Genomic DNA, 23467 nt, shown 5'->3' on the forward strand with positions numbered 1-23467 from the left:
GTGAGCGGTCCCAGGTCGCGGGTGTCGATGTAGGCGAACAGGTTGCGCCTGCGCAGGCCGGGGTCGGTGAGGAAGGCGGGGAAGAGCTCGGTGTACTCGTGGGGCTCGATGACGTTGTTGATGCGCAGTCCGTAGATGTCGGCGCCGGTGCGGGCGTGGAAGGACCGGGCGGTCACCTCGCCCGCGACTTTCGACATGGCGTAGGAGTCCTCGGGGACGACCGGGTGCTCCTCGTCGACCGGGACGTAGCGGGGCTTGCGGTCGCCGCGCCCGAAGCAGATGCCGTAGGTCGTCTCGGAGGAGGCGAACACGATCTTGCGGATGCCGAGGGCGGTGGCGGCCTCGAGGACGTTGTAGTGCGCGAGGACGTTGGTCGCGTAGGTGGCCTGGTCGGAGGTGAGCAGCGGTCGGGGGACCGCGGCGAAGTGGACGACCGCGTCGTAGGCCGAGCCGCCGTACGGTTCGGGGCGGGGGTCGTCGTAGTCGGCCTGGGTCGGGACGCCGGCCAGCGCGGAGTACACCTCGCCGGCGTCGGTGAGGTCCACCCGCAGGTCGGTGACTCGCGGGTGGCCGAGCGGGGTGAGGTCGGCGTTGGTGACCTGGTGGCCCTGGGAGGCGAGGTAGGGCGCGACGTGGTGCCCGGCCTTGCCGCTGCCGCCGGTGAAGAAGATCCTCATGGGGCCCGGGTCAAGCACTGCCGGCGGGCCGGAGCACGTCCGGCCGATCGCGGTCGTCCCCACCGGACAACGGCGTCACCGTCCGCCGCCCCGCGTCCATGACCTGCTCCACCTGCGGCGACGATCCGGCCGTGGGAGGCTTCCCCGCCCACGGGGACCGACGCACCGTGTGGGACGCCGGCACCCCGTCCCGACCACGCCGACCCGGAGAAGCGATGACGACGACGAACTGGCCGACACTGCGGGTCGCGGACTGGGCGCCCACCCGCGAGACCCTGCACATGTGGACCCAGATCGTGGGCAAGATCCGCATGGCGCACGCCCCGCTGGTCAACCACTGGTGGCAGGTGGCCCTCTACGTCACCCCGCGCGGGTTGACGACCTCGGCCGTCCCGTACGGCACCGGCGCCTTCGAGATCGAGTTCGACTTCCTCTCCCACCGGCTGGAGATCCGCAGCAGCGACGGCGGCACCCGGGCCGTCCCGTTGCGGCCGATGCCGGTCGCGGAGTTCTACGCGCAGGTGATGGACGCACTCGACGGGCTCGGGATCGAGGCGGCGATCCGTCCGGTGCCCAACGAGGTCGAGCCGGCGATCCCGTTCGCCGAGGACCACGTGCACGCCTCCTACGACGGTGAGGCGGCGGCCCTGTTCTGGCGGCAGCTGCTGCAGGCGAACCGGGTGATGGGGGAGTTCCGGTCGCACTTCGTCGGCAAGGTCAGCCCGGTGCACTTCTTCTGGGGCGGCATGGACCTGGCCTGTACCCGCTTCTCCGGGCGGCCGGCCCCGCCGCACCCCGGTGGGTGCCGAACTGCGGGGACTGGGTGATGGTCGAGGGGTACTCCCGGGAGCTGTCGAGCTGTGGGTTCTGGCCCGGCGGCGGGGAGGAGGGCGCCTTCTACTCCTACGCCTATCCCGCACCCGAGGGGTTCGCCGACCAGCCGGCCGGTCCCGACGGGGCCTTCTACAGCGCCGGGTTCCAGCAGTTCCTGCTCCCGTACGAGGTGGCCCGCGCCGCCCCCGACCCCGACCGCACGGTCGCGCAGTTCCTCCACGCCACCTACGAGGCCGCCGCGGGTCGCGGACTCTGGGACCGCGCCGCGCTGGAGGACGACCCCCTGCGATGGGCCGTCCGGGGGAGCGGCGCGGGATCGTCGTGACGTTCGGGTGGTGGAGCGCGACGGGCCGCGGGATCAGTCGGCCATCCACGTGCTCTTGACCCGCAGCGCGCGGTCGGTGGCGGCCAGCGCCACGGCGACGGTGAGCGTGAGGTTCGCCCAGGCGGGCAGGTGGACCGGTGAGGTGAACGTGCCGACGTACTGCGCGACGACCTCGACCCGGGTGACCTGCTCCGCGGCGAGCGACAGGCTCACCGCGAGCCCCGCGAGCAGGACGACGAGGCCGACCACGCCGACGGCCGCGCTGGCGCGGGGGAAGCGCCGGTCGAACCGTGCTCGTCGCCCCTCCAGGGACCGCGGGTGCGGACTCAGCACGTGTTCGCGACCGTCGTGGCCGACGAGGTGCATGCGCTTCACCCCGAACTGGCCGGTGGCGACCTCGATGACGCCGCCGGGCACCGGGAACGCCACCGGCAGGTTGCCCGCGAGGACCTGGACGCCGTCGCGGTAGAGCGCGGCGGGCCGGCGGGTCGACGAGCTGTCCCGGCCGTGCCGGACGTCGACCTCGTACAGGTGCCGGTCACCGGAGTCCTCGGCGAGGTCGACGGCGAACAGCGAGCGGGTGAACAGCTGCCGGAGGCGGAACCGCTGCACCCGGCTGCCGTCGCCGGGCCTGGCCCGGGCCAGGTGGCGGCGGCGCCTGGTCCTCGTGAACATCGTCCTCCCTCGACGTGGGCACGTCTTCTCCGTCGTCCGGGAGGGGACACCGTGCCGTCGCGGCACGGTCAACCCCGGCGGCCCGGAGGTGACCGGTGCCACCGGGGCGGGGTGACGCTCACCACGGCCGCTTGAGCATGCCGCTGCGGCAGGCCCTTTCCTGCACCCGGGACCACGACCCGCCTCAGGAGGACCCCATGAACAGGACCGACCACGGTCACGCCCGCACCGGCCCGCCCGCGCCGGACGGACCGCAGCCGACGCTGCTCGACCACCTGGGCGGCCCGAGGGCGTTCGTCTACTCCACCGTCCCGGTCCTCGTCTTCGTCGCGGCCAACTCGTTCCTGGCCCTGTCGACGACGATCGTCGTGTCCGTCGCGGTCGCGCTGGCCATCGCCGGCTTCCGGGGCCTGCGCGGGGAGCCGTTCAGCCGGGTGGCGGGCGGGCTGCTCGGACTCGCACTCGCCATCGGCATCGTCGCCCTGACCGGGTCGGCGCGGGACTTCTTCGTCATCGGGATCTGGGGCTATCTGGTCGTTCTCGTCGTCACGCTCGGGTCGATCCTGGTTCGGCGGCCGCTGAGCGGCGTGGTGTGGAACCTCGTGCACGGCGGCACGCACGGGTGGCGCGCCGACCGGAGGGTGCTGCGGGCCCACGACGTCGCCATGCTCGCCGCCGCGGCGGTCTCCGGTGCGCGCTTCGGGGTGCAGCAGTGGCTCTACGTGAGCGACGAGACGGGCTGGCTGGGTGTGGCCCGGATCGTCATGGGCTGGCCGCTGACGCTCGTGGCCGCGTTGGTGGTCGTGTGGGCGTGGCGGCGCAGCAGCAGGCTCCTGCTCCCGTCGACCTGACGGCCTTGACCATGCCGTCGGGGCACGGTGTGGGATCGGGTCATGGCCTGGAGCACGCGGGAGATCGCCGAACTCGCCGGGACGAGCCTGCGGGCGGTCCGGCACTACCACGAGGTCGGGCTGTTGCCGGAGCCGGCGAGGCGGTCAAACGGCTACAAGCAGTACGGCGTCGCCCACCTGGTCCGGTTGCTGCGGATCAAGCGCCTCGTCGATCTCGGGTTCTCGCTGACCCGGATCGCCGAGCTGGGGGAGGACGACCACCCTCCCACCGACGCGCTGCGTGCCCTGGACGCGGAGCTGGGCGTCACGATCGAGCGGTTGGCGCGGGCGCGTGTGGAGCTCGGTCTGATCCTGCGCCACCACGCGCCCGCCGACCTGCCCGCCGAGCTCGTGCCGGTGGCGGGGGCGGCGGGGCTGTCGGACGCCGACCGGTCGCTCGTGCTGGTCATGAGCCGGCTCCTGGGGCCGCGGACCCTGGACGCCTACGCCGAGATGCTGCGCAGCGTGCCCCCGGACCCGACCGACGGCGAGTTCGACGCCCTGCCCGCCGACGCGGGGGAGGGAACGCGCCAGGACCTGGCGAGGCGCATGGCCCCGCACATCCGCCGGGTCCGCGCCGAGCACCCACAGATGGTCGATCTGCACGCCGACTCACCGCGCGGCGCCCGGACCGCCACCCGGATCGCGGGGGCCGCGATGTGGGAGCTCTACAACCCCGCGCAGGTCGACGTCGTCCGCCGGGTCCAGGAGATCCTGCAGGCCGAGACGGAGACCGACGTACCCCCGCGGGAACGCCCGCCGACGAAGGGCCGAGATGCCCGCTGAGGTGCCGCTCGACGGGGATGACGCCGTCGGCGGCGGCGCGGTTCGAGGCGGGGGGCACGGTGCCGACGCTGCCGGTGGTGGGGCGGATGTCGCACGAGGCGTGATGCGCCGTGATCGGGCCGTTCGACGACCGTTTCGGCGTCGTCAGCGCAGCGTCAGGAGCTGTTCGTGGAAACCGCCGATCTGCCGGGCGCGGTCGACGAGGTGCAGTTCCAGGATCCAGTGGCACAGCCGACCGGCGCGATCGGTGCGCCGCATCGGGTGTGGGTTTCCGGGTGCGATGTAGCTGTCGATCCTGTCGCCGTCGACGAACTCGTGCGGGAACTCGCCGACGAGGTGCCCGGCATGGACGTTCCCGAACTCCCAGCCCGCACCCGTGGCCAGCGCGGCGACATGGGCGTAGAGCTCGGAACCGGTGATGGTCGGGTGGGCCTCGAAGTGGGCGCGCCCCGCGGCCCACAGCTGCGGCAGGTCGTCGCGCAGCGCGAGCTTGACCGGGTCCTGCCCGAGGACGAACGTGCGGCCGAAGTCGGCCTCCCACTCGGCGAAGATCGGTCCGAAGTCCAGGAAGACGATGTCGTCCTCGCCGATCACGCGGTCCGGTGGGTTCTCCCGGTAGGCCAGCAGCGTGTTCGGGCCGGCCCGGACGACTCGCTTGTGCCAGTGGCGATCGGTGCCGAACATCGCGGCCCCCAGGTCCCGGACGCGGTCGCTGACCACGGTCTCGCGCTCGCCCGGTGCGACCAGCCCCCGCCGTTCCACCTCGGCGAACAACGCTTCCGCCTGCTCCTCCGCCGCGACCAGGCGCGCGGCGCGTCGCCGCTCGTCGATAGCGTCCCCCTCCGCCGCGGTCGTCATGCGGCGACGCCGGCCGGACGTCCCGCCCGCCGGTGGCTGCGTACCTGTGCCGGGCTCGGGGTGACGGGCGGCCGATCGACGACGACGTGCCGGGTTCGCCACGGCATCGGGTCCAACTCCCGGTCGGTCATCTGACCATTCCTCCTCATACGGTGCTCGACACGATTTCGGCCGGGCCTGTGTTCGCCGCTCCGGCAACTGTCCCAATTCGCTCCAGCACTGCGCTGCGGGCGCAGTGTCGCGTTCTCGGACAGTGGTCTCGGTCACCCGCCATCCACAATCCGACCATACATTTCGCCGGTTCGGACGTGAAGGAGCAGAAGCAGAATGACCTTGACAAGCCTTGCCGTCGGGAGCGACCGATGAGCATCACCGTGCGCGGGGTCCCTCTCGGCCACATGAAGTTGGACCTGTCGCTGCTGTCGAACCGTCCGCACAACGCCGGGGTCACCTACGACTGCCCGGTGATCGCCTACATCATCGAGACGCCTCAGGGGCGGATCCTGTGGGAGACGGGTGTCTCTCCCCAGGCCGCGCAGGAGTGGCTGCCCGAGTGGCTCGACGCCGTCGGCATCGACGAGCTCGGCACCGATGCGAACATCGAGCGGCGGCTCGCCGCGCTCGGTCTGGGCCCGGACGACTTCCGCTACGTGGTGTTCGGACACCTGCACACCGACCACGCCGGCGGCCTGCGCTTCTTCGAGGACGCCGGCGCCGAGATCGTCGTCCACGAACGCGAGTACGCGCACGTCATGGGCCTGCAGGAGAACGAGAACTTCTTCAACAAGGCCGACTGGGCCTTCCTGGGGGCGAAGAAGCCCACACTCGTCACCGACGAGGGAACCGAGCTCGCGGACGGGGTGCGGCTCCACCACCTTCCCGGCCACACCCCAGGACAGATGGTGATGCAGCTCGAACTCGACACCACCGGCACCGTGCTGCTCACCTCCGATGCGCTCTACACATCGGACAACTACGTCGAGCCGGTGGCCGACCCGCAGATCTACTGGGACGTCGACCTGTGGCGAACCTCCCTCGGCAGGCTGGGCAAGATCGCCCAGGAGAACAACGCATTGATGTTCCCGGGCCACGACGAGACCGCCATCGCGCACGTGGACGGCACGAAGGAACTCCGACCCATCAGGCTCACGCAGGGATACGCCTACGCCTGATTCCTCGCCCGAGGGTGCCGTCCGCGAGACCCCCGGAGTCGGCCCGGAAAACCACCACCCACATACCGGAGCCGCGCGATCCGTATTCGCCTGCTTTTCTCACGCGCCGACGACACCGGCAACGACGTGATCCATGAACGAGGAGTGAGCACATGACAGCAACGCAGTCCTCCGCGAGCGACGAGATAGCCGACCGGGTCCTCGACGTACTCGTCGTCGGCGGTGGGTTCTCCGGCCTGTACCAGCTCGACCGGCTTCGCGATCTCGGCTTCGACGTGAAGGTCTGGGACTCGGCCGGCGGGCTCGGTGGCGTCTGGTGGTGGAACTGCTACCCGGGTGCGCGGACCGACACCGTCGGTGCCATCTACCAGTTCGCGCACAAGGACCTGTGGAAGGACTTCGACTTCCGCGAGCGCTTCCCCGACCACCAGGAGGTGCGCGAGTACTTCGAGCACGTCGACCGCACGCTCGACCTGAGCAAGGACATCGAGTTCGACACGTTCGCCGCGCAGGCCCGATGGGACGAGGACAGCCGCCAGTGGACGGTCTTCTCCTCCGACGGCAAGCAGCAGAAGGCGCGCACCGTCCTCGTCGCCACCGGCTTCGGGTCCAAGCCGCTGTACCCCGACATCCCCGGCATGGAGACCTTCGCGGGCGAGTGCCACCACACGGCGCGCTGGCCGCAGGGCGGAGTCGACATGGCGGGCAAGCGCGTCGTCGTCATCGGCACGGGAGCCAGCGGTGTGCAGGTCTTCCAGGAGGCGGCCAAGGAGGCCGCGCACGTGACCCTGTTCCAGCGCACCCCCAACCTGGCGCTGCCGATGTGCCAGCGCACCCTCGACCGCGCCGACAACGACGAGGTGCGCAAGGGGCTGCCGGAGCGCTTCGCGGCGCGCTACACGGCGTTCGCGGGGTTCGATTTCACCTTCATGGACGAGGAGGGTGCGAAGGCGACCCCCGAGGAGCTCCGCGCCACCTACGAGCGCTTCTGGGCGGAGGGTGGCTTCCCGCTCTGGCTGGGCATGTACGTCGATCTGCTCGGCGACGAGGCGGTCAACCGCACCTTCTACGACTTCTGGCGCGAGAAGGTCCACGCCCGCGTGCACGACCCGGCCACCGCGGAGCTGCTCGCCCCCGAGACGCCGCCGCACCCCTTCGGCGTCAAGCGGCCCGCTCTGGAGCAGGACTACTTCGACCTGTTCAACCAGGACAACGTGCGGCTGATCGACCAGAACGACGAGCCGGTCCTGGAGGTGAGACCGGAGGGCGTCGTCACCAGGAACGGGCTGATCGAATGCGACGTGATCGCGCTGGCCACCGGGTTCGACAACAACCGCGGCGGAATCATGGCCATCGACATCCAGGGTGTGGGCGGTGAGCGGTTGGCGGACAAGTGGGCCGACCGGGTCGACACCTTCATGGGCCTGTCGACGGCAGGCTTCCCGAACCTGCTCTTCCTGTACGGCCCGCAGAGCCCGTCGGGCTTCTGCAACGGCCCCACGTCGGCGGAGTACCAGGGCGAGATCGTCGTCGACTTCCTCGACGACCTGCGGCGGCAGGGGCGCACGCGGTTCGAGTCGAGCGCCGACTCGGAGAAGGAGTGGACGGCGCACGTCAACGAGCTCTTCGAGGCGTCGCTGTTCACCAAGGCCCGGTCCTGGTACTGGGGTGCGAACGTGCCGGGCAAGCCGGCGCAGATGTTGAACTACCCGGGCGGGCTCGGGTCGTACTTCGGGAAGTGGGACGAGGTGAAGGCGGCCGGGTACCCCGAGTTCGAGGCCAGCTGAGCGATCACGGGCGCGCCGCACGCCCTCGGGTGCGCGGCGCGCCCGTCCGCCGGACGCCCCTGACCGGCATCGTTGCGGGCAACTGTCGCACTTTCGGACGGTACGGTGGGGCAGCTCTCTGTTTCGATGGCTCACCACCTATCCAGCACCGGCCTTCGTCGACGGTGAAGGGGCAGCCTGTGCACGCGAGCGAGGAGAACGTCAGGGCCCGCACCCGGCGGGAGCACGTCCTCGACGCTGCTCCCGGCCACCTCGACGAGGTCGCGACCGGGTTCCGGCCGGAGATCCTGACCTCGTGGCGACGCTGCCAGCTCGTCGGTCTCGCCCCGACCGGCGAGGAGGCACCGTACCGGCCCGAGTTCGAGCGTCCGGTGCGGCTCCTGCGCGCGGCGGGTCCGGTCATCGACCGCCTTGCCGACCAGCTCGAGGACAGCCCGGTCTCCATCGTGCTCGCCGACACCGAGGCGCAGATCATCGACCGGCGGGCCGGTGGCCGGAACCTGATGAAGGCCCTCGACCGGGCGCTGATCGCTCCGGGGTTCGTCTTCGCCGAGGAGTTCACCGGCACGAACGGCATCGGGACGGCGCTGGAGGCGGCGAAGCCGTTCAAGGTGTCGGGCGCCGAGCACTACCGGGAGATCCTGCAGGACTTCACGTGCATCGGTTCGCCCGTGCGGCATCCCATGACGGGCAGTGTCGAGGGGGTCCTCGACGTGACGTGCCGGGTGGAGGAGGCCCACGGGGCCCTGAAGCCGATGGTGCTGGCCGCCGTGCGCGAGATCGAGTCGCGCATGTACGCCGAGATGACCCGGCGTGAGCGCATGCTCCTCGACAGGTTCGTCCGGGCGAACCGTCGCGGTGGGACCGCAGTGGTGTCCCTCAACGAGGACGTCATCATGGCGAACACGGCGGCGTCCGCCATCCTCGACCTGTCCGACCAGGCCACGCTCTGGGAGTGGGCCTGCCGGATGTTGGGCAGCAGCGACGAGTGCACCGGCGAGGTGCGGCTCGCCCACGACGTGGTCGCACAGGCCAAGGCCGTGCGTATCGGGGAGAAGGGCGAGATGGCCGGGGTGCTGGTGGAGATGCGCCCGCACGTCCGTTCCGACGGGCGGGCACCGATCGCCCGGAGGACGTCGCAGCGTGCTCGGCATGCGGTGAAACATGACTGCGTGGCCGGTCGCAGCGTGGCCGCCACCCGGCTCCGGTCCGACATCGACGCCGCACTGCGCAGCGACCGCCCGGTGCTCATCTGCGGCGAGCCGGGTGTCGGGAAGCTGCACGTGGCCATGTACGTGCATCGGCACCGCACCGCCGAGGCGACCGTCGACGTACTCGATGCGGTACTGGCCGCGGACGACCCGGCCGCCTGGATCGGGCGACTGCACTCGTTCTGCGCGGCCGGTGACGCGATCGTGCTCCGTCATCTCGACCGGCTCGCCCCCGAGATCGCCGAGCGGAGCGAGAGCATCATCCAGACCGCGGCCCCGGGGCGTGTCATCGCGACCGCGAGGATCCGAGGCGGGGTGACCCCGGCCGGTCGCGTGCTGGACCACTTCCCCGTGTCGGTCACCGTGCCGCCGTTGCGGTACCGGGTCGAGGACATCGCCGAGCTGGCTCCGCTTCTCCTTGCGGCACACAGCACCAGGCGTCCGGTACCCAGACTGCTACCGGGGAGCCTCCGGGCGCTCAGCTCGCTCGACTGGCCCGGCAATGTCCGGGAGCTCGAGGCCGTGCTGGCGGAGGCGGTGACCCGCTCGGCGGGTTCGGACATCGCGCAGGAGCATCTTGCGCCCGACTACCGGTCAGCAGGACGACGGTCGGATCGCGCCTCCCTGCGACGAGCCGAGCGGGACGTCGTTCTGGAGGCCCTCGCCGAGACCCGTGGCAACAAGCTGGCCGCTGCCGAGCGGCTGGGTGTGGCCCGCTCGACGCTCTACCGGAAGATGCGTGTCCTCGGCATCGACGAGAACCACCTGCCTGCTCCGTCGTCGCGGTGAGCGCACCCGGGAATGCGGGTGCGACCGTCCGGAGATGACGCATCGCACTGCCGAGATCGCCCTGTGTCGCGAATCCGGACAGTGGGCGAGGCGCCTTTCGCTGCACGATCCCGTGCACGTCGAGTCGAGGAGCTGGGTCGATGGGGGTACTGCTGCACCACACCGTCGATGGCCTCGAGGAGGGACCGGTCCTCGTGCTCGCCGGATCGTTGGGCAGCACGCTGGAGATGTGGGAACCGAACGTGCCCGCGCTCGGCCGGCGACTGCGGGTCGTGCGGATCGACCAGCGCGGCCACGGGCGTTCTCCGGCGCCGCCCGGCCCGTACACGATCGCCGAGCTGGCCGACGACTTCCTCACGACGCTGGACTCACTCGGGCTGCGCGACGTCGCGTGGTGCGGGCTGTCGATGGGCGCGATGATCGGTATGCACATCGCCTCCGAGCACCCCGGCCGGATCAGTGCCCTGACGCTCTGCGCCACGTCCGCCCGCTTCGAACCCGCACCGTGGCGGCAGCGGATCGCCGACGTCGAGGAGCACGGGCTCGGTCCGCTCGCGCCGCGGATCGTCGGGCGCTGGTTCACCCCCGCCTGGGCGGCCGCGCATCCGGTCGCCGTCGCACGGGCCCGCGAATGGGTCGGGGACACGACGCAGCCGGGCTATCTGGGGTGCTGCGAGGCGATCGCGACGTGGGACCACGTCGATCGGCTCGACGCCATCCGGGCCCCGACGCTGGTCCTGGCCGGTGAGGCGGACCCGGTCGCACCGGCCGAACCGCATGCGCAGCTGCTCCGCTCCGCGATCGACGGGGCGCGGCTCGAGACCCTGCCCGCCTCCCACCTGCTGAACATCGAGGCGGCGGAGCAGGTGAACCGGCTGGTCGTGGACCACGTCCTCGACGCGGTCCAGGGGCCGGGCAGTTCCTCGTGACGGGGACGGAGCGCGCTTCCGTGGGAGCCGGGTCGTGGCCGTTCGAAGAGACCAACGGCGCTGATCCGGGGCATCACCGAAGCGCTCCCGGGGCGAGGTGCTCGGCGCACTGTGCCGTCGAATCCGCGACAGCCTGGGCACCTCGACGGCATACGTCGCCGTCAACAGGGCGGGAGGCCACGAGGCCGTGGTCTCGGCGAGCCACGGCCTGGTCACGCCGCTCTTCCGTACCCTGCGCCTGCCGCACCGCATCGGCCTCGGAGGCCTGGTCGCGTCCGACGGCGTCGCACAGTCGACCGAGGACTACGCCCGCGACGCGACGTTCCGCCACTCACCCGCCCTGGACCACTCCGTCCGGGAGGAGGGTCTGCGCGGGATCGCCGCCGCGCCGGTGGTCGTCGGCGGCCATGTGATCGGTGCGGCCGGTAGGCGGTGCCCGCCTCCTCGAGGGGGAACCGACGGGTGATCAGGGCTCCCGGATCGAGGGCGCCCTCCGACACGAGCCCGCCGAGGGCGGTGAGGTCGGGCAGGGGGCGCCCACTCATGCATCCGAGCACCTGCACCTTGCGCCGTACGAGCGGGGTGATCTCGAACTCCGCGGTGACGCCGGACGGGGCGATGCCGACCAGGACGCACCGCCCGCCGTCGGCCGTCATCTCCGTGGCCTGGCGGACGGTGCGGGGCTGCCCCACGGCTTCGATGACGATCTCGGCGCCGCCACCGGTGAGCTCCCGCACCGCGTCGACGGGGTCGCCGCTCGTGGCGTCCACGGTCGCGGTGGCACCGAGTCCGACCGCGGCGGCCAAGCGTTCCCGGGTGACGTCGACGCGATGATCGTCTCGGCACCGAGGGCCCTGGCGTGGCGATCGTGCTCAGCCCGACCCCGCCGGACCCGAGCACCACGACGGTCGCGCCCGTGCCGATGCCCCGACATGGACCAGCGCGCCGTAGGCGGTCAGGAACGCGCAGCCGAGGATCGAGCACTCGGCCAGCGACGCGGAGGCGGGGAGCGGCGCCACCGCGAGCGACGGCAGGACGGCGTACTCGGCGAGACCGCCCATCGAGTACATCCACACCGGATCGTCGTCGGCGTCGTAGAGCCGCGTCGTCCCGTCGTAGAGCGTGCCGTACCTGCGGTTCACGGGGAGGAACGTCTCGCAGATCTCCTCCCGGTCCGTGGTGCACATCCGACGCACGGCATGATGAAGGCCCCGACCGCGGCGTCGCCGACGGCGACGTGCCCCACCCCGTCGCCGACTTCCTCGACGGTGCCGGAGACCTCGTGGCCGAGCGTCGCCGGAAACCGGAAGCCCAGGGACCCGTCCTGCACGTGCAGGTCGGTGTGGCAGACCCCGCACGCCGCGACGCGCAGCAAGATCTCTCCCGGTCCGGGGGTCGGCGTGCGCAGCTCCTCCACGCGGAAGTCGGCGCCCGCGGCCCGGATCACGATGGCCCTCACCGTGCTTCCCCCGCCATCTCGATCGTCATGGCCCGATGCTGCGCCGACAGCGGGGAACGCGCACTGGAGACGATCCCGGTCACGACGCCGGCGGCTGTGCGTTCCCTCCGATGAGGCGGCGAGGGCGCCGGGTCACGGTGATTCGGGGAACTCCGCCGTGGTGAGCAGTCGACGGCGCACCGAGGCCACCAGCGGGCCGTCGACCTCGCTCGCCGACGCAGCGGCCCGCCACTGCGGGTCGGCGAAGAACGCGGCCCAGCACCTCTCCATCTCGTCGTAGGAGGAGAACCGCAGGACGTACACGATCTCGTTTTTCGAGTCCTCGCCGAAGTCGGTGCGCGACAGGAACACCAGATCCATGCCGTGCTTGCGGAACAGTTCGATGGTGACATCGTTGAACCGCTGGATGAGCCGCGGCAGGCGACCGGGCACCGCGGTGTACTCACGCAACTCGTACAGCATCAACGCTCCTCGTCCGGAGGTGCCGTCACCGGGGCCATGGCTGGTTCGCGGTCGTCGTCGGCGGTCGAGCCCCGGGCCGTCCTCGTCCGGCCAGGTCAGCCGGTCGAACAGGACCCACGGCGCGACGAACAGGCCGGGGCGTGTGGCAGGCGTGACCTTATACGCAGGGCAGTCTCGTACGCAGGGCATGTGCGGTATCCCGACCGGGCTGGCGGGGCGGCCGTCGCAGGGGCTCAGTCTGCCCAGGCCCAGCTGCTCGACACCGCGCCCGCGACGACGATGGGCGCCCTCGTGGTCGTCCCGTTGCCGACCGGCGCGCGGACCGAGGAGCTTCGGGCGCTGTCCTGGGAGCATGTCGACCTGGTCGGTGACCGGATGCGTCCCCGCCTGTCCCGCCGAACGTGCGGGTCCTGCGCACGGGGGAGCGCCGGTAGGAGATCGTCCGGCTCATCGGTCACACGGGCGGCTCGAAGGTCACCGGGTCCGTCCACCGCACGCAGCCGCGGCCCGTCATCGAGGAGGGCGCGACGTGTTTCCGCAGGTCAACGGGCATATGACGTCCACGCTCGTCCGCAATCGACCGCCTTTGTGCAGCTCGGTTGTCACCCAGTTAGTCACCCAACGGGTGTTGCCGATCCGTGGTCGATCCGTCGTCGACGTCGTATAGCATAGTCGCTATGTCGTGGGGTACCGTCGAGCTGGAACCGGAGGTCCGGGACTGGCTCGAGCAGCTACCGACGCAGCAGTTCGCCACGGCGGCGTTCTACATCGACCTGGTGGCGGATCGGGGTCCGCTGCTGGGCGAGCCGTACACGCGTCAGCTCGACGGCAAGCTCCGGGAGCTGCGGTTCCATCTGGACGGTCGTCCGACACGGGTGACGTACTGGATCGCGTCGGGTCGGCGGATCGTCCTGCTCACGGTGTTCGCGAAGACGCGGATGCGGGAGACGGGCGAGGTCGAGCGGGCGCGTCGGGCGATGGCGCGCTGCATGGCGCAGGAGCACACGGTGGAGGACGACGATGGCTGATGCGACGGGCGCCGGGCGGGAATCGTGGGCTGCGCTGCGGGATCGCCGGATGGCCGAGCCGGGTGTCGAGGAGGCGTACGAGGCTGCCCGGTTGGCGTTCGAGCTGGGGGCGGCGGTGCGGGAGCTCCGGCTGGCGCGGGGGTGGAGTCAGGCTGAGCTGGCGTCGGCGGCGGGGATGACGCAGTCGGCGGTGGCGCGGTTCGAGGCCGGGGGCACTGTGCCGACGTTGCCGGTGCTGGGGCGGATCGCGCGGGCGCTGGACGCAGACCTGACCGTGCGGGTTGCAGCCCGTCCGGATGTCGCCTGAGTCTCGCATCGAGGGTTCGAATCCCCTCAGCTCCACCTACAACGCGGCCTGGGCAGAGGCCCTTCTCTGCGCTGGTGGCCAGGCCGTTCGTCGTGTTGACGGGCTGTCGCTCGACCATCCGACTGACTACGTCGGTGGACGTGGGCGGGTGCACCAGGTCACGTCCCAGTGGTGGCTGCCCTGCTCGAAGTCCTCGACGTACTCAAGGCCGCCAATGTCGGTGGTCGTGTCCGCACTGCGGCGGAGACGATCTACCAGGCGCTGATCGCGGCCGAGCTCGCCGACACCATCAGCGCCGGGCTCCATGAACGCACGACGCCACCTACGGCAAGGCCCGAATGAACCACCGGGTCGTATCCCAGGCGGTCGTGATCGCCACCGGAGTGCGGGCCGACGGCTGGCGCGAAGTACTCGGGTTCGCCGTCGGTGACAGCGAGGACGGGGCGGTTCACCACTCACATCTGCTCACGAACTGCGGAACCCGGGTCAAGTCGCCGCTCGGGCGGATGCCGGCGCGACCGGACTCCCTACTGAACCGACTCCCGGACGTCATCGGTGAGGCCGGCGAGGATCGCGGCGAGCCCGGTCGGGTCGGTGAGCTGCGGGACGTGCCCGGTCGCCAGCCGCTCAACGTGGTCGGCGCGCGCCGCCATGGCCTCCTGCGCCTCCGGTGGGATGGCCCGGTCCTCCTCCAGCACTACGTAGGTCAGCGGGTGCATCGAGGTCGGGGCCGTGCTGGGGACGCCCAGGATGGCGGCCGACGACCACATCAGCGACGCGTGCCACTCCGGCACCCGGGACGGGTCGAGATCGGCGCAGAGCGCCTGGTGGGCGACCTCGACGTCACCGGTGACCCGCGTGGCGGCAACGTCTGCGGCCATCTCCATCCACGGCGCCGGATCGGAGCCGAAGAGGTCCATCAGCGACTGGTCCCGCGCCGGTAGGAACGCAGAGACGTAGACGGTGTGGACGACGCCGGGGTGGTCCGCGAGCTCGGTGACAACCATGCCGCTGTAGGAGTGGCCGACCAGCACCACCGGCCCGCCGGCCTCGTCGACCAGCCGTCGTACCTCGGCGACGTCGTCGGGCAGGCCGCCGAGCGTGGCCGGGTCGCGACCGGTACTCGGCAGGTCAGCGACGAGCACGCGGTGTCCCTCCTTCTCCAGGTGCGTAGCCGTCTCGCCCCAGTACCAGCCGTCGGTGAAGCCGCCGTGCACGAGCACGTAGGTGGTCATCTCGTCCTCCTTGAGTCGGTGCGCCGCGAGGGTGCGCGCCGGCGTTGCCGCCGCATTGCAGGGCGGCTGCAACGGCCGCGGGCACCCTGGGCGGCATGCGCGCGCGGTATCCCGACATCGAGGACCACGTCGAGCGGGACGGGGTGCGGATCGCCTACGAGGTCTACGAGCACCACGGAACACCCACGATCCTGCTGCCGACCTCCCTCCCGCTGGTGCACGCGCGGCAGTGGAAGTGCCAGGTGCCCTATCTGGCACGGCACTTCCGGGTGGTCACGGTCGACCTCCGGGGCAACGGGCGCAGCGACCGGCCGGCCGGGCCGGCGGCGTACACGATGGAGCAGGCCGTGGCCGACCTCGTCGCGGTGCTGGACGCGACGGGCACGGGTCGGGCGGTCGTCGTCGGGCTGTCCGGGGGCGCCCGGCAGGCGCTGGACCTTGCGGCGACCCATCCCGACCGGGTCGCGGGCGTCGTCGCGATCGCACCGACCGTGATGTTCGACGGATCCGACTTCGACGAGGTGCGCGACAGCTACGAGGGCCCGCACATCGTCAACCGGCACTACATCCGGGACAGCTTCGACGCCTTCGCCCGGTCCTTCCTGGCCGCGTGCAACTCCGAGCCGCATTCGTCGAAGCAGTGGGAGGACGCCGTCGGCTGGTCGGCGGGCACCACCGCCGAGGTGCTGATCGACTCCATGGTGGGGTTCGGCTTCCCGACGCCCGAGCAGGCCAGCGCAACCTGCACCCGCGTCCGATGCCCGGTTCTCGTGCTACACGGCAGCGAGGACCTGCTTATCCCGATGTCCGTGGGCGAGGCGGTCGCCGAGTGGACGGGCGGCACGCTAGTGACGCTGCCCGGAGCCGGGCACGTCCCGAACACCCGTCACCCGGTGCGGGTGAACCTGCTGCTGCGCGAGTTCGCCGACGCCGTGACCGCCCGGTCGCGCCCGCCACGGGCGTGGACGCCCGCCCGGTACCGCCGGCCCCGGGCGCTGTTCCTGTCCTCGCCGATCGGGCTCGGGCACGCCCGCCGTGATCTGGCCATTGCCGACGAGCTGCGGTTGCTGCGCCCGGACGTCGAGATCGAGTGGCTGGCTCAGCACCCCGTCACCGAGCTGCTCGCCGCCAGCGGTGAGCGAGTGCACCCGGCGTCGCGGCTGCTCACGAGCGAGGCCGGGCACATCGAGGGCGAGGCGGGCGAGCACGACCTGCCCGCGTTCCAGGCGCTGCGGTCGATGGACGAGATCCTGCTCGCGAACTTCCACGTCCTCGCCGAGGTCGCGCAGACCGAGCACCACGACCTGTGGGTGGGCGACGAAGCCTGGGAGCTCGACCACTTCCTGCACGAGAACCCCGAGCTCAAGTCGGCGGCCTACGCGTGGCTGACCGACTTCGTGGGCTACCTGCCGATGCCCGAGGGCGGCGACCGCGAGGCCGAGCTGACCGCCGACTACAACGCGCAGATGCTGGAGCAGGTGCGGCGCTTCCCGCGGCTGCGCGACCGCGCGCTGTTCGTCGGCGACGTCGAGGACGTGGTGGCGTGCCCGTTCGGTCCCGGCCTGCCGTCCATCGCGGAGTGGACGGCGGCGCACTACACGTTCCCGGGATACGTCACCGGGTTCACCCCGATCGAGGACCGCGACCGAGACGGGATCCGCGACGAGCTGGGCTGGCACCCGGACGAGCGGGTCTGCCTGGTCACCGCGGGCGGCACCGGTATCGGCCTGCCGCTGCTGCGCCGGGTCGTCGCGGCCCTGCCGGCGGCCCGGCGCGTGCTGCCGGACCTGCGGATGGTGGTCGTGACGGGCCCGCGGATCGACCCGGAGTGCGTGCCGCCCGCGTCCGGGCTGGAGGTGCACGGCTGGGTGCCGGACCTGTACCGGCGGCTCGCCGCCTGCGACGTCGCGATCACCCACGGCGGGCTCACCACGACGATGGAGCTCACGGCGAACCGCCGCCCGTTCCTCTACGTCCCGCTGCGCCGGCACTTCGAGCAGAACCTGCACGTCCCACACCGGCTGGCCCGATACGGGGCCGGTCGCCGGCTGGACTGGGACGAGCTGACCCCGGACGCGTTGGCCGCCGCGATCGCCGCCGAGATCGGCCGGGAGGTCAACTACGCGCCGGTCGATCCCGGTGGCGCGGCCCGCGCCGCGGCGCGGCTGGCCGAGCTGCTGTGACGTCGGGCGCCGGAGACCGCTGCGGCCGCGCGCTCGGCGAGGTGCGGCATGCCGTGGCGGCGCGCGAGCTCGCCCGCGCGGTGCCGCAGGCGTTTGGCCTCGACGTGCTCGCCGAGCTCGGCGAGGGCCGCGGCGTCCTCCAGCTCGCCGGCGGTCAGCCAAGGGATCCAGCCCGTGCGCCGGGCCGCGGTGAGCAGCGGAGCCAGCACCACCCGCGCTCGGCGGGGCTCGCCGCGCTGCCGCCACGCCCGGGCGACCGTGAGGTAGGTGTCGCCACCCGCGAGCCACGCCGAGCCCGCCGGTGCGCGGATCCGGCCGAGCAGCGCGTCGGCGGCTTCCAGCACCTCGGGCGAGCCGGTGGCCTGCGCCAGCGGCGCGAGACTGCGCAGCAGGTAGGCCTCCGTTCCGCCGCGGCGCGCGGCCGTCTCCGCCTCACGGAGCAGCACGGTCGCCTCCGCGACCTCGCCCAGCTCCAGCAGTGTGGACGCGAGCAGCGCATGCGCCGTCGGCAACCACCAGTCGTGTGGTGCGGCGCGGGCCAGCCGGGTCGCCTGCCGGCCCAGTTCGACGGCCTCGGCGTACCGGCCGCGCAGCCGTTCCACCCAGCCGCGATGGGCGACGATCCACACCTCCGGCGCGCGGGGGCCACTTCGCCGGTTGATCGCCAGCGCGTCGTCGATGCGCGCGATCGCGGTGTCCCAGTCCGCGGCGGCCACCGCCGGCAACGCCGACTCGAACACGGCCCAGTGGAGCAGGTGCAGCCTGCCCTGGCGACGCAGCAGCGGTTCCAGCTCGGCGAGCACCGGGGCGAGCCGTTCGGTCTCGCCGAGGTAGGCGTAGGCGGTCTTCAGCCCGTCGAGGCCACCGGCGAGCGCTTCCTCGTTCCGCCCCGCCCGGCCCGCCGCGACAGCGCGCCGACCCAGCTCGATCGCCTCGGCGAAACGCAGCCGGTTGGCCGCGAGGATCGCCTGGCCGCCGAGGAGATCGGCCTGCGCCGCCTTGTCGTCGAACTCGTGGGCGATGCGGACCCCGGTCGCGAGCTGCTGCTCGAGCTCCTGAGCCGGAACGACCGGGGCGAGGTCACTGAGGTAGCGACGGAGCGCGGTCATCTCCAGGCGCCGCTCTCCCGCCGCCCGGAAGTGGTCGACGCCCGCGCGCACATCGTGCAGTGCGGGTTCGAAGTCCGCGAGCGACTCGCACGCGCGCGACCGGGCGAGGTGGATGCGACCGGTGAGGACCGGGTCGTCCGCGGGTACGGCGGCGACGGCTCGGTCCAGCAACGCGCGGGCGTCGGCGGACGCGAACCGGGCGAGCGCGTCCTCCCCCGCGGCAAGCCACGCCCGGGCCGCGCGAGGGCGATCACCGAGCGCCTCGGCATGGCCGGCGAGGGCCTCCGGCCGGTCTGCGAGAAGATCGGCCGCCCGGTGGTGGTGGGCGAGGCGGGTGGGCGTCGGCGTCGTCGCGTAGAGCGCCTCGTGGAGGAGGTCGTTGGCGAACTCATACTCCGCCCCGACCGCCACGAGCAGCCGTGCCGCCGCGGCCTCCTCGCACAGGTGGACGACCGTCGGAGCCGGCAGTTCGAGCATCGCGGCGACGAGGTCAGGGCTGACCGCCGTTCCGAGCACGGCGCCGGCCCGCAGCATTCGCTCGATGTCCGACCCGGCGCGCCGCAGCCGGGCCAGGATCGCGGCCTGGAGCGACTCGGGGACGCCGTGCTCGCCGGCCGCGAGCGCACGCAGGCATTCGACGACGAACAGGGTGTGTCCGCGGGTGCGGCGCAGGACATCCTCGCCGCGTCGCGCCGCGCCGGCCCGGGCGGCCAGCAATGCGACGGCGTCCGGGCCCAGCGGGCCGACCTCGACCCGGTCGGTCACCTCGGCGAGCGCGTCGAGCGCGGCGGCGCCCTCCTCGGTGCGGACCGTGGCCAGAGCGAGCAGCCGCGTGCCGGCCGAGCGACGCGCCAGGTGGTGCAGCAGTTCGACCGTGGCGACCCCGGCGTTGTGCAGGTCGTCGAGAAGCAGCAGCACGGGCGCCGTGGCCGCCAGCCCGTGAACCGCGTCGCGGACGGCGTCCAGCGCCCGCGAGCGCGCCATCTCCGGGCTGCCGAGCGGCGGTTCGGGCTCACCGAGCACCCCGGCCGCATCAGAGAGCATGCCGGCCAGCACTCCGGCAGCGGGCCCGGCCAGCCGGCGGGCCTGCGGCGCGGGCCGGCTGAGCAACGCGGGCCCCAATGCGTCGAGCACCGGCCGCAGGAACAGCGACCGCTCCGCGGCGTAGCAGCGCGCACGCAGCACCAGCCCGCCGGTACCGACCGCGAATGCGGCGGCGGCCTCGGCCAGCGTGGTCTTGCCGATCCCGGCCTCGCCGGTGACCAGGACGGTGCGCGCGTCGCCCACCACCGCCGCCTCCCAGGCTGTCGCGAGGACGGCGAGCTCGGCGTCGCGGCCGGCGGGTGCTCTCGGCGGGGCGGCGGCCACCGTTCGGCGCGCCGGCGCCGGGGTGCGCCCATGCAGGATCGCGACGTGCAGCGCGCGGGTGTGCTCGTCGGGATCGACGCCGAGTTCCTCGGCGAGCGCGGATCGGAGCCGTTCGTACACCGCGAGGGCGCGGTCCTGCTCGCCGGCCGCGTCGTGGGCGGCCATCAGCAGGCGGTGCGCGCACTCGTCGAGCGGGTCGACCATGACGGCTGCGCGTCCGGCGGTGATGGCGACGGCCGGGTCGTCGGCGGCCGTCGCGGCCTCGGCGAGCAGATGACGCAGCGTCCGCAGCAGAGCTGTGACCTCCCCGCGCAGGTCGAGCACCCAGCCGGCCTCCGGCGACCCGACGAGCGCCCGGCCGTCGCCGAGCAGCTCGACGCCACGGCGCGCCGCGGCCGCCGCCAGCGCGGCCCGTCCGGCCCGAAGCTGTCGGGTCCCTTCGCGGGAGAGGCTCACGGCGTCCGCGATGTCGGTGCGGACGTCCGGTCCGAGCCGGTAGCCGTCCCGCCCGCCGAGCACAGCCGCTGGACCGAGCGCGGCGCGCAGCCGGCTGACGAGCGTCGCGACGTCGTTCGCCGGCCTGGCGGGCAATGTGTCCGCCCACAGCGCCTCGACCAGGTCGGCTGCGGCGAGAACCGCTCCGTCCGCCGCGGCGAGCCGGGCGAGCAGCAGCCGGGCCTTGCGTCCGACGACGACCACCGGCTCGTCCCCGCGCGTCACCTCCAAGACGCCGCACAGGCGGACCATGACGATGTCCACGGGGCCTCCCCGAGGTCGATGCTCGACGTGTTCTCTCACGTTGGAGCGACCGGACACAAGCGCGTCATCGTCGCGGTCGGTCGACCGATCTTCGCCTCCCGGGCGGCCGCCACGCGTCGGCGATCGCCGGCCGCGCGGTCGCGACCTGCCGCCTCTTCGGGTTCGATGCTGGTCGCCGGAACCGGTCGCCGGACGATGCGGCGAAGAGGACCCGATTGGCGTCAGAGATCTCGGGTGGGCCGAGTCGATCTCCAGCGGCGCGAGTACTGCTTCGGCGATCGTCCCGGCCGGGTTCCTCAGCATCACCGCCCGCGCCGATTCGTCGTCCCGGAGCCCCTGATCCGTGGTGACAGAACTCAGCGCGGGACGGGAAGACCTCCCAGGAGCTCGCCGCCCACCTGACGATCAGCCGAAGCGAACAGCCTGGACAAACGCGAGTTGCGTGACCGCGTCGACCTCATCGAGCCATGACCCGACGCGGGGCCTCACCGGACACCGCGACCCCCACCGGGCAATGGGTGGCGGGTCAGGAAGTCGGCGAGCACGCGAGCGACGTCGGCGGCGTGCGTGAGCGCGAGGTTGTGGTCGGCGCCCTCGATCGTCCGGATCTCGGCGTGCGGGATCCAGTCCCGGACGAGCCCGCGCACCTCGTCGAACCACCGGCCACTCGCGCTCCCGCCTACGTACAGGACGGGCGCGCGGATGCGCGCGGCGTCCGCGGCGCCGAACGACCAGGACAGCAGGGCCGCAGCGTCGGAGTCGAAGAACGTCGCCGCGTCCCGGGTCATCTGGGCCACGGCACCGGGCACGACCCGCTCGACCTCGCAACGCCAGCCGGGCCCGAGCAGGAGGGTCTGGAAGCGGTCGAGCGCCGCCACGGGGCCGTGTACCGCGCGGTGTCGGGCGAGCTCCGCGTTCGCCGCGCGGAACGCCGCGGAACTCGCCACGTGCACGGGTGGGGCGTCCAGCAGAGAGAGGCTGTGCACGCGGCCGGGTGCGTCCGCCGCCAGCTGCATCGCGATCGCCGCGCTGTAGGAGAGACCGACGACGTGGGCGCGACCGATGTCGAGCGCGTCGAGCAGCGACACGCAGTCGGCGGCCTCGCCGGTGATCGGGTGGACGCCACCGACGGCACTGCTCCCCGCGTAGCCGCGGCGGTGCGACCGGAGGCGCCGGAAGCCCGCGAGCGCGGGCTCCCGGCACAGCGGGAGGAACTCGTCGGCCAGCAGCGCGGTCTGGATGAGCAGCACGGGTGCACCGGCCCCCTCGGCGATCACCTCGATCCGGGCGCCGTCGACCGGGACCGGTGTCGTGTCGATGTTCTGCACAGCACTCCTCCTGTGATCTCCTCGGCCGTGGGTGGTGTCGGCCGGTGTGCGTGGACGACCTCGCCGGCACCCGCTGGGCCGGGTCGCGCAGGCGTTCCCGCGGATCCAGGAGCGGGTGCCGGGCCTGCGCATGGTCGTGGTGACGGGACCGCGGATCGATCCCGCCGCGGTCGCGGCGCCCGCGGGCGTGGAGGTGCGCGGCTACCTGCCCGACCTCGACGAGCACCTCGCGGCCTGCGACCTCGGCGTCGTCCAGGGCGGGCTGACGACCACGATGGAGCTCGTCGCGGCGGGCCGCCCGTTCGTCTACGTCCCGCTGGCGCAGCACTTCGAGCAGCAGATCCACGTGCCGCACCGGCTGGCGCAGTACCGGGCGGGCCGCCGGCTCGACTACGCCGACCTCGCCGATCCGGACCGGTTCGCCGAGGTCGTCACGGAGGCGATCGGACGGCCCGCCGGCTCGCTGCCGGTCGAGACCGGCGGGGCCGGGCGGGCCGCCGACCACCTCCTCGAGCTCCTCGGCTGAGTCCTGGTGCACTCAGGCCGGCGCGGGGATCGCGCCGATCTGGGTGTGCAGGGCGACCTCGTCGAGCCGGTTCCAGCGCTCGACCACCTGCCCGTCGCGGAACTCGACGATCGTGATGCCCTCGGCGTCGATCGCCGCCCCGGTGCCCGGGTTCCCGAACACCTCGCCGGTGTGCGTGCCGGTCACCGTGAACCGCACGGCGACCCGGTCGCCGTCGGCCACGATGTCCTGCGCGGTGATGCGGACGTCCGGCACGCCTGCGCGCAGCGTCCGCATGAACGCCCCGATGCCGTCGCGGGTCGGCGGGAAGTCGGGCGGGAAGCCGTGGACGGCGGCGTCCGGTGCGTAGAGCGTGGTGACGTACCCGTCCACGTCGCCGTCGTTGAGCATCCCGACGGCGGTGGCGATGGTGGTGACGTTGGCGTTCACGTGCGGCCTCCTCGGCGTGCGGTGGTCAGCAGGTACTCCCAGTCCATGACGGTGCCGGTGGTCCCGCGGTCGTGGCTGCGGGCGACCTCGGCGAGGTCGGTGTCCAGCGCGGCCACCCGTTCGGGCGAGCCGGCCAGCGCGTTGCGCACCATCAGGACGGGTCCGTAGCGCGGGGCGAACCAAGTCGCGCCACTCCTCGGGGGTGGCGTAGCCCTCGACGGTCACCGTGCCCCGCGTCGCGGTGAGGTCGGTGACGCCGTCCCCGAGCAGAGCCCGGAGGTGCTCCTCGTCGCCCCAGAGCACGGGCGGCTTCGCCCCGGCGGGTGGTGGTGGCGCCTAGA

22 protein-coding genes and 4 pseudogenes are annotated in these 23467 nt (G+C 72.5%); 14 read left to right on the plus strand and 12 right to left on the minus strand.

Features of this window, described 5'->3' with window-relative positions; all coding sequences use genetic code 11:
* Positions 1 to 83: 83 nt before the first annotated feature.
* Positions 84 to 677: pseudogene (locus PHY01_RS28255) on the minus strand (NAD-dependent epimerase/dehydratase family protein); the annotation flags it as partial.
* A gap of 281 nt (positions 678 to 958) precedes the next feature.
* On the opposite strand from PHY01_RS28255, the pseudogene PHY01_RS19905 reads away from it, so the two are divergent.
* A pseudogene (locus tag PHY01_RS19905) lies at positions 959 to 1836 on the plus strand (DUF5996 family protein).
* 33 nt (positions 1837 to 1869) lie between these two features.
* Here PHY01_RS19905 and PHY01_RS19910 read toward each other — a convergent pair.
* Positions 1870 to 2511: a hypothetical protein gene (locus tag PHY01_RS19910; RefSeq protein ID WP_141280593.1), complete on the minus strand. Its 642-nt coding sequence runs from the start codon at positions 2509 to 2511 to the stop codon at positions 1870 to 1872.
* Positions 2512 to 2708: 197 nt separating this feature from the next.
* Here PHY01_RS19910 and PHY01_RS19915 point away from each other — a divergent pair, with 197 nt between their 5' ends.
* Together PHY01_RS19915 and PHY01_RS19920 are read left to right on the plus strand one after the other, a co-directional pair.
* Positions 2709 to 3362 (plus strand): DUF3159 domain-containing protein, encoded by a 654-nt coding sequence (locus tag PHY01_RS19915; RefSeq protein ID WP_141280595.1) that lies wholly within the window; start codon positions 2709 to 2711, stop codon positions 3360 to 3362.
* Positions 3363 to 3404: 42 nt separating this feature from the next.
* The gene (locus PHY01_RS19920) at positions 3405 to 4187 is read left to right on the plus strand and encodes a MerR family transcriptional regulator (protein ID WP_141280597.1); all 783 of its coding nucleotides are present in this window, start codon (positions 3405 to 3407) and stop codon (positions 4185 to 4187) included.
* Between the two features lie 144 nt (positions 4188 to 4331).
* Here PHY01_RS19920 and PHY01_RS19925 read toward each other — a convergent pair whose 3' ends face one another.
* Complete coding sequence (locus PHY01_RS19925; RefSeq protein ID WP_141280599.1) at positions 4332 to 5045, minus strand: M24 family metallopeptidase; 714 nt, start codon at positions 5043 to 5045, stop codon at positions 4332 to 4334.
* Between the two features lie 362 nt (positions 5046 to 5407).
* Between PHY01_RS19925 and PHY01_RS19930 the strand changes: the two genes are divergently transcribed.
* The 5 genes from PHY01_RS19930 (at position 5408) to PHY01_RS27735 (ending at position 11399) form a co-directional block, all read left to right on the plus strand.
* Positions 5408 to 6217: an N-acyl homoserine lactonase family protein gene (locus tag PHY01_RS19930; RefSeq protein WP_141280601.1), complete on the plus strand. Its 810-nt coding sequence runs from the start codon at positions 5408 to 5410 to the stop codon at positions 6215 to 6217.
* Positions 6218 to 6369: 152 nt separating this feature from the next.
* Positions 6370 to 8004, plus strand: coding sequence for a flavin-containing monooxygenase (locus PHY01_RS19935; protein ID WP_141280603.1), 1635 nt, complete (start codon positions 6370 to 6372; stop codon positions 8002 to 8004).
* Between the two features lie 29 nt (positions 8005 to 8033).
* Complete coding sequence (locus tag PHY01_RS19940) at positions 8034 to 10004, plus strand: sigma-54-dependent Fis family transcriptional regulator (RefSeq protein WP_218030246.1); 1971 nt, start codon at positions 8034 to 8036, stop codon at positions 10002 to 10004.
* 140 nt (positions 10005 to 10144) lie between these two features.
* Positions 10145 to 10933 carry a 3-oxoadipate enol-lactonase gene (pcaD, locus tag PHY01_RS19945; RefSeq protein WP_141280605.1) on the plus strand — a complete coding sequence of 263 codons (789 nt, stop codon included), beginning with the start codon at positions 10145 to 10147 and terminating at the stop codon, positions 10931 to 10933.
* A gap of 187 nt (positions 10934 to 11120) precedes the next feature.
* Positions 11121 to 11399 (plus strand): hypothetical protein, encoded by a 279-nt coding sequence (locus PHY01_RS27735; RefSeq protein WP_246086022.1) that lies wholly within the window; start codon positions 11121 to 11123, stop codon positions 11397 to 11399.
* Between the two features lie 7 nt (positions 11400 to 11406).
* Here PHY01_RS27735 and PHY01_RS28260 read toward each other — a convergent pair.
* From PHY01_RS28260 to PHY01_RS19965, 4 genes and pseudogenes are all read right to left on the minus strand, one after another.
* Positions 11407 to 11748, minus strand: a pseudogene (locus tag PHY01_RS28260) (zinc-binding dehydrogenase); the annotation flags it as partial.
* A gap of 57 nt (positions 11749 to 11805) precedes the next feature.
* Positions 11806 to 12075, minus strand: coding sequence for a hypothetical protein (locus PHY01_RS19955; RefSeq protein ID WP_141280609.1), 270 nt, complete (start codon positions 12073 to 12075; stop codon positions 11806 to 11808).
* Positions 12072 to 12392 (minus strand): alcohol dehydrogenase catalytic domain-containing protein, encoded by a 321-nt coding sequence (locus PHY01_RS19960; protein ID WP_141280610.1) that lies wholly within the window; start codon positions 12390 to 12392, stop codon positions 12072 to 12074. The genes PHY01_RS19955 and PHY01_RS19960 overlap by 4 nt, the downstream gene beginning before the upstream one ends.
* 132 nt (positions 12393 to 12524) lie before the next feature.
* Positions 12525 to 12854: an NIPSNAP family protein gene (locus tag PHY01_RS19965; RefSeq protein ID WP_141280612.1), complete on the minus strand. Its 330-nt coding sequence runs from the start codon at positions 12852 to 12854 to the stop codon at positions 12525 to 12527.
* A gap of 677 nt (positions 12855 to 13531) precedes the next feature.
* Between PHY01_RS19965 and PHY01_RS19970 the strand changes: the two genes are divergently transcribed.
* The 4 genes and pseudogenes from PHY01_RS19970 to PHY01_RS28270 all read left to right on the plus strand — a co-directional run.
* Positions 13532 to 13882: a type II toxin-antitoxin system RelE/ParE family toxin gene (locus PHY01_RS19970; protein ID WP_141280614.1), complete on the plus strand. Its 351-nt coding sequence runs from the start codon at positions 13532 to 13534 to the stop codon at positions 13880 to 13882.
* Entirely contained in the window at positions 13875 to 14189 is a 315-nt protein-coding gene (locus PHY01_RS19975; RefSeq protein ID WP_141280616.1) for a helix-turn-helix domain-containing protein, read from the plus strand. Before PHY01_RS19970 ends, PHY01_RS19975 begins: the two co-directional genes overlap by 8 nt.
* Before the next feature lie 171 nt (positions 14190 to 14360).
* A complete protein-coding gene (locus PHY01_RS28265; protein WP_370467417.1) occupies positions 14361 to 14531 on the plus strand; it encodes a hypothetical protein in 171 nt (56 codons plus the stop codon).
* Positions 14504 to 14626: pseudogene (locus PHY01_RS28270) on the plus strand (transposase); the annotation flags it as partial. The gene PHY01_RS28265 and the pseudogene PHY01_RS28270, both read left to right, overlap by 28 nt.
* A 90-nt stretch (positions 14627 to 14716) precedes the next feature.
* Here PHY01_RS28270 and PHY01_RS19985 read toward each other — a convergent pair.
* Positions 14717 to 15424: an alpha/beta fold hydrolase gene (locus PHY01_RS19985; RefSeq protein ID WP_141280618.1), complete on the minus strand. Its 708-nt coding sequence runs from the start codon at positions 15422 to 15424 to the stop codon at positions 14717 to 14719.
* A gap of 95 nt (positions 15425 to 15519) precedes the next feature.
* Here PHY01_RS19985 and PHY01_RS19990 point away from each other — a divergent pair, with 95 nt between their 5' ends.
* Positions 15520 to 17607, plus strand: a complete 2088-nt coding sequence (locus tag PHY01_RS19990) for an alpha/beta fold hydrolase (protein WP_141280620.1) — start codon at positions 15520 to 15522, stop codon at positions 17605 to 17607.
* Here PHY01_RS19990 and PHY01_RS19995 read toward each other — a convergent pair.
* Positions 17544 to 20843: an ATP-binding protein gene (locus PHY01_RS19995; protein ID WP_170183896.1), complete on the minus strand. Its 3300-nt coding sequence runs from the start codon at positions 20841 to 20843 to the stop codon at positions 17544 to 17546. The genes PHY01_RS19990 and PHY01_RS19995 overlap by 64 nt on opposite strands.
* Positions 20844 to 21328: 485 nt before the next feature.
* Positions 21329 to 22171: an alpha/beta fold hydrolase gene (locus tag PHY01_RS20000; protein WP_170183897.1), complete on the minus strand. Its 843-nt coding sequence runs from the start codon at positions 22169 to 22171 to the stop codon at positions 21329 to 21331.
* A 46-nt stretch (positions 22172 to 22217) separates the two neighbouring features.
* Between PHY01_RS20000 and PHY01_RS20005 the strand changes: the two genes are divergently transcribed.
* Positions 22218 to 22697 carry a glycosyltransferase gene (locus PHY01_RS20005; protein ID WP_218030248.1) on the plus strand — a complete coding sequence of 160 codons (480 nt, stop codon included), beginning with the start codon at positions 22218 to 22220 and terminating at the stop codon, positions 22695 to 22697.
* Between the two features lie 12 nt (positions 22698 to 22709).
* On the opposite strand, the gene PHY01_RS20010 is transcribed toward PHY01_RS20005, so the two are convergent.
* Positions 22710 to 23126 (minus strand): ester cyclase, encoded by a 417-nt coding sequence (locus tag PHY01_RS20010; RefSeq protein WP_218030249.1) that lies wholly within the window; start codon positions 23124 to 23126, stop codon positions 22710 to 22712.
* The gene (locus PHY01_RS26650) at positions 23123 to 23278 is read right to left on the minus strand and encodes a hypothetical protein (protein WP_170183898.1); all 156 of its coding nucleotides are present in this window, start codon (positions 23276 to 23278) and stop codon (positions 23123 to 23125) included. The genes PHY01_RS20010 and PHY01_RS26650 overlap by 4 nt, the downstream gene beginning before the upstream one ends.
* Positions 23279 to 23467 lie beyond the last annotated feature (189 nt).

Source organism: Pseudonocardia hydrocarbonoxydans (assembly GCF_006539565.1).
Classification (GTDB): Bacteria; Actinomycetota; Actinomycetes; order Mycobacteriales; family Pseudonocardiaceae; genus Pseudonocardia; species Pseudonocardia hydrocarbonoxydans.

Coding starts and splice junctions, on each gene's coding strand:
- PHY01_RS19910 (WP_141280593.1), bottom strand. CDS start 2,511: ATGTTCACGAGGACCAGGCGCCGCCGCCACCTGGCCCGGGCCAGGCCC.
- PHY01_RS19915 (WP_141280595.1), top strand. CDS start 2,709: ATGAACAGGACCGACCACGGTCACGCCCGCACCGGCCCGCCCGCGCCG.
- PHY01_RS19920 (WP_141280597.1), top strand. CDS start 3,405: ATGGCCTGGAGCACGCGGGAGATCGCCGAACTCGCCGGGACGAGCCTG.
- PHY01_RS19925 (WP_141280599.1), bottom strand. CDS start 5,045: ATGACGACCGCGGCGGAGGGGGACGCTATCGACGAGCGGCGACGCGCC.
- PHY01_RS19930 (WP_141280601.1), top strand. CDS start 5,408: ATGAGCATCACCGTGCGCGGGGTCCCTCTCGGCCACATGAAGTTGGAC.
- PHY01_RS19935 (WP_141280603.1), top strand. CDS start 6,370: ATGACAGCAACGCAGTCCTCCGCGAGCGACGAGATAGCCGACCGGGTC.
- pcaD (WP_141280605.1), top strand. CDS start 10,145: ATGGGGGTACTGCTGCACCACACCGTCGATGGCCTCGAGGAGGGACCG.
- PHY01_RS19965 (WP_141280612.1), bottom strand. CDS start 12,854: ATGCTGTACGAGTTGCGTGAGTACACCGCGGTGCCCGGTCGCCTGCCG.
- PHY01_RS19970 (WP_141280614.1), top strand. CDS start 13,532: ATGTCGTGGGGTACCGTCGAGCTGGAACCGGAGGTCCGGGACTGGCTC.
- PHY01_RS19975 (WP_141280616.1), top strand. CDS start 13,875: ATGGCTGATGCGACGGGCGCCGGGCGGGAATCGTGGGCTGCGCTGCGG.
- PHY01_RS19985 (WP_141280618.1), bottom strand. CDS start 15,424: ATGACCACCTACGTGCTCGTGCACGGCGGCTTCACCGACGGCTGGTAC.
- PHY01_RS19990 (WP_141280620.1), top strand. CDS start 15,520: ATGCGCGCGCGGTATCCCGACATCGAGGACCACGTCGAGCGGGACGGG.
- PHY01_RS26650 (WP_170183898.1), bottom strand. CDS start 23,278: ATGGTGCGCAACGCGCTGGCCGGCTCGCCCGAACGGGTGGCCGCGCTG.